Below are 2,743 nucleotides of genomic sequence, written 5' to 3' on the forward strand. Positions count from 1 at the left end.
CCCCCCCGCCCCCCCCCCCCCCCCCCACCCCACGACCAGCCTTACGTCGCTAACGAAACGTCGCTAACGAATCCATACGTCTAGGGTCAAGAACCACGTGTTAACACCTTTGTTGTCGCGTCGAGATACCTAGTCGACGGCGATGCTCTTTTGCGTGGCCTGCGAGAAAGTAGCGGGGCGTACGTGGCGGTTCCGGTGTGATTGAACCGTCGCTCCACCTCAGGCAGGGGCGCAAAGCAGGCCGATTTCCGCATCCTAAAAGGTTGGTGAAATGAATCCTTCCTAGTCAAAAGGACGCGGCATCACCCCGGGCCGTTAGCCTAGCGTTTCAGCTCACGCCGCAGGCGATCACCAACCATGTCAGCGGCCCTTTGATACGTGTTCGTCAGCACATCATTGCGGTCGTCCATGAGCGCAATTGCACGCTCCTTCGAAATCGATTTATCCAAGGGCGGGATCGAGGTCTTCGCGGCTATCAAGTTGAACTTTTCCAATTGGTCCCGCAACTCGTCGTCCACAACGCGATTCATCAGGCGACCGAACACAATGCCAGTATCGAAAGCATTTTGACTGAGGTCCTCCGGAAGCATCGTGAACTGTCCGTGCTCTTTGACTATCGCCGTGTCCGCCCAAATGATCTTCGCGATCGTGCGCATGTACTCCCGTAATGCGTCTTGTAGGGCCAAGTAGTTTTCGAGCTGAAAACGGTGTCGCTCTTCGTTACGTCGTTCTCTGGCAGCTTGCTCTCGTGCCGCTTGCTCGCGCGCCGAAAGCCGTTGGTCCCGACGCCTCTCGCTCGCCCCACCGACGAAGAAGGCGGCTACGCCCAGCACCAGAGTTACGGAGGGGCCCAACCAGTCCAATGACATGCGTTCACAATAGCCTGAGCCGACGATAGCGACGGTTCCCTGCTCGCGTAGTACCTCAGAAAGGATTGAATGGTCCTGGCTTGGTTCCGCGCGGATGTCAATGAGAAACCTTGTTCAAGGCCTCCGCATGCCTCATAAACCTAGGGATATGAGACGTCTCATGTCCTAGCTCCGGCGCCTCTCAAGATTGGCAGAATCTAGCGACGCGGCGAGTCTCATAACAACGTCGCATAACCTCCTGCTTGAATTGCGGTACCCACCGTTAGTTATGAGACACACCAGGAGCAGAGTGACGAAGCTGATCGGCTACGCGCGTGTATCGACGCGCCAGCAATCCACCGACCGGCAACAGGCCGACATTCTCGCCGCGGGCGTCCGCCGTGACGACCTTTACGTTGACCACGGCATCTCCGGCGCTCGAGCATCACGGCCCGACTTTGACCGGGCTCTCGACGCCCTCGAAGACGGCGATACTCTCGTCATCACGACTCTGGACCGGCTGGGCCGATCGACGCAGAACATGCTCGCCTTCGCCGAAGAGCTCCGCGGCCGCGGCGCCGGCCTCCGGGTGCTGAACCTGGGCGGCGGCGACGTCGACACAAAGACGCCGATGGGGTCCATGCTGTTCACGATCATGGCGGCGCTCGGCCAGATGGAACACGAAATCAAGCGAGAGCGCGTGGTCGACTCCATCGCCAAACGCCGCGCGGCCGGCAAGGACCTAGGCGGTCGCCCGCAGACCATCACTGACAGCCAAATTCGCAACGCCCGCCGGCTCATAGAAGGCGGAGAGCCAGCGGCCCAGGTCGCGCTCGACCTCGGAATGTCCCGAGCGACCTTCTACCGCCGAGCCCGAACCCTGGGACTACTGCCAGATCAATCTACTGGCCAGACCTTCACAAGCTACGACACCAAATAGCGATCACAAAACACCGCCAAAGAGCGCCTACAATCACAGCGTGCATATCGACGCGTCAGCAATCCACCGACCGGCAACACGAACACCCATGTGGCCGCCGAGCTGATCCAGAACCGCGCGGAGAGACTTCTCATGCTGCGGTATTCCTATCCAGATGCCGTCGCCAGTCCTAGTTTCCCCCCATCTGAGACTCCAGCCACTTCCATGCAGTTGCGAAGGCAGCGCTCTCGATACGCTGTCCGTTCCTGATTAGGAATGCTCGCAGCTTCTGACGTGCGGTAACGCGGTTGGCGGATGGAGCGCCAACATCTGCTAGTTCTCGGGCTGCGGTCTCCAGCCCATCAGAGCCGTCCCCTCCGACCTGTCGTACGAGTCTCAGGATCTCGTCGAGGGGTGTTCCGAGGTTGACTCCACCGGATATGGTCTGGGCTACGACGCCTGCCGCATGTTCAATGAATTGCTGGTTGATGACGATCGTCGCCGACGAAGGCGGAGTCTGGAGCCTCTGGTCAGGTATTGAAGCTGAGAGCGCGGCAGCCAACGAAGCCGTCGGGACAAGGCGCCGCACAAGGACTTCCAGTTCTCCTGCGGGCACGTCGAGGCCTTCCTCGGTCAACTCTGCTTCCAGCCGCTGTTGGATATCGAGAACATACCTGTCCCGCTGATGCCTTGAATCGAGCAACACTCTGCGCGCATCTCGTGCATATCGACCTACGAGATCATCTGCACGGTTGGCTTCGACGCCGAGAGACAAGAGCATCGACCTAGCAGCGGCGGGATCATCGACAAGACTTAGGAAGTTGGAGAACTCAGCGAGGTCAGTTTTCCACCCTGCGGATTTTGACAGGTCGTCAGTGTGAAACTCAATCACTCGGCCGCTAGGAGCGTGGGTCAGTAACGGCGAAGTTTAAAACGCCGACGGATTTCCTGGGCTGGGGTTGTTGGTCTGGGAAAA

General features: G+C 59.2%; 3 protein-coding genes. 1 reads left to right on the forward strand and 2 read right to left on the reverse strand.

Annotated elements, in window-relative coordinates:
- Positions 1-320 precede the first annotated feature (320 nt).
- On the reverse strand, positions 321-869 hold the full coding sequence (locus QN357_RS18470; RefSeq protein WP_323505337.1) for a hypothetical protein: 549 nt from the start codon (positions 867-869) through the stop codon (positions 321-323).
- Between the two features lie 289 nt (positions 870-1,158).
- Between QN357_RS18470 and QN357_RS18475 the strand changes: the two genes are divergently transcribed.
- Positions 1,159-1,788, forward strand: coding sequence for a recombinase family protein (locus QN357_RS18475; RefSeq protein WP_323505338.1), 630 nt, complete (start codon positions 1,159-1,161; stop codon positions 1,786-1,788).
- Between the two features lie 169 nt (positions 1,789-1,957).
- Here QN357_RS18475 and QN357_RS18480 read toward each other — a convergent pair whose 3' ends face one another.
- A complete protein-coding gene (locus QN357_RS18480; protein ID WP_323505339.1) occupies positions 1,958-2,659 on the reverse strand; it encodes a hypothetical protein in 702 nt (233 codons plus the stop codon).
- Positions 2,660-2,743: the final 84 nt, after the last annotated feature.

The sequence above is a fragment of the Cryobacterium sp. RTC2.1 genome, assembly GCF_035018685.1.
In the GTDB taxonomy this organism is placed as follows: domain Bacteria; phylum Actinomycetota; class Actinomycetes; order Actinomycetales; family Microbacteriaceae; genus Cryobacterium; species Cryobacterium glucosi.